Origin of the sequence: Streptomyces ardesiacus (genome assembly GCF_003112575.1) — a bacterium.
Lineage (GTDB): Bacteria > Actinomycetota > Actinomycetes > Streptomycetales > Streptomycetaceae > Streptomyces > Streptomyces ardesiacus.
Genome location: NZ_BEWC01000029.1, coordinates 1 through 1,471, shown reverse-complemented (window position 1 = coordinate 1,471; position 1,471 = coordinate 1). Strand labels below are relative to the sequence as shown.

1 protein-coding gene is annotated in these 1,471 nt (G+C 66.8%); it reads right to left on the bottom strand.

The genetic code is table 11. The annotated features are described in order from the left end of the window. Nucleotides 1-1,471, bottom strand: a 1,471-nt coding sequence (locus tag Sdi02f_RS35505) for a type I polyketide synthase (protein ID WP_167458305.1), incomplete at both ends; no start/stop codon positions are given.

Here is a 1,471-nt window from a genome sequence, read left to right as displayed (position 1 = left end):
TCAACCACACGAACCCCCACCACACCCCGCACCAACCGCTCCACCAACTCCTCATACGAACCACCCACCACCACCGCACGACGCTCGAACCGCGCCCGCGACACCGCCAGCGAATACCCCACGTCCAGCAGACCGGCCTCCGGCCGGTCCTGCACGAAGGACACCAAGTTCTCGGCCTGGGCGGCCAGCGCGTCCTCGTTGCGCGCCGACAGCACCCAGGGGATCGCGGGCAGGGCGGGAGCCGTCGAGTCCTCAACGGCCGGCGTCTCCACGGCCGGAGGCTCCTCGACGATGACGTGGGCGTTGGTACCGCTCACACCGAAGGACGACACGCCGGCCCGACGCGTCCGCCCCTCCTCCGCACTCCACTCCCGCTGCTCCTGCAACAACTCCACCGCACCCGCCGACCAGTCCACCTCCGCCGACGGCACCTCCGCATGCAACGTCCGCGGCAACACCCCATGCCGCAACGCCCCCACCATCTTGATCACACCGGCAACACCCGAAGCCGCCTGAGTGTGGCCGATGTTCGACTTCACCGACCCCAGCCACAACGGACGATCCTCACCACGACCCTGCCCATACGCCGCAATCAACGCCTGCGCCTCGATCGGATCCCCCAGCACCGTCCCCGTCCCGTGCGCCTCCACCACATCCACATCCACCGCCGACACACCCGCATCCGCCAACGCCGCACGAATCACCCGCTGCTGCGACGGACCATTCGGCGCGGTCAGACCGCTGCTGGCACCGTCCTGGTTGACGGCCGTGCCACTCACCACCGCCAGCACCTCGTGCCCCAGCCGCCGCGCATCCGACAACCGCTCCACCACCAACACACCCACACCCTCGGACCACCCCGTCCCCCCCGCACCCGCACCAAACGACCGACACCGCCCATCCACCGACAACCCCCGCTGACGCGAAAACTCCACAAACGTCTCCGGCGTCGCCATCACCGTCACCCCACCCGCCAACGCCAACGAACACTCACCCCGCCGCAACGACTGCACCGCCAAATGCAACCCCACCAACGACGACGAACACGCCGTATCCACACTCACCGCCGGCCCCTCCAACCCCAACGCATACGCCACCCGCCCCGACACCACACTCCCCAACGCCGCACTCCCCGCATAATCGTGATACATCACCCCAGCAAAAACACCCGTCGCACTCCCCCGCAACGAACCCGGAACAATCCCCGCCCGCTCCAACGCCTCCCACGACGACTCCAACAACAACCGCTGCTGCGGATCCATCTCCAACGCCTCATTCGGACTGATCCCGAAAAACTCCGCATCAAAATCAGCCGCACCACGAACAAACCCACCCTCACGCGCATAACTCTTCCCCGGCACCCCCGGCACCGGATCAAACAACCCCTCCACATCCCAATAACGATCCTCCGGAAACTCCCCAATCGCATCCACACCATCCCGAACCACCCGCCACAAACCCTCGGGCGAAG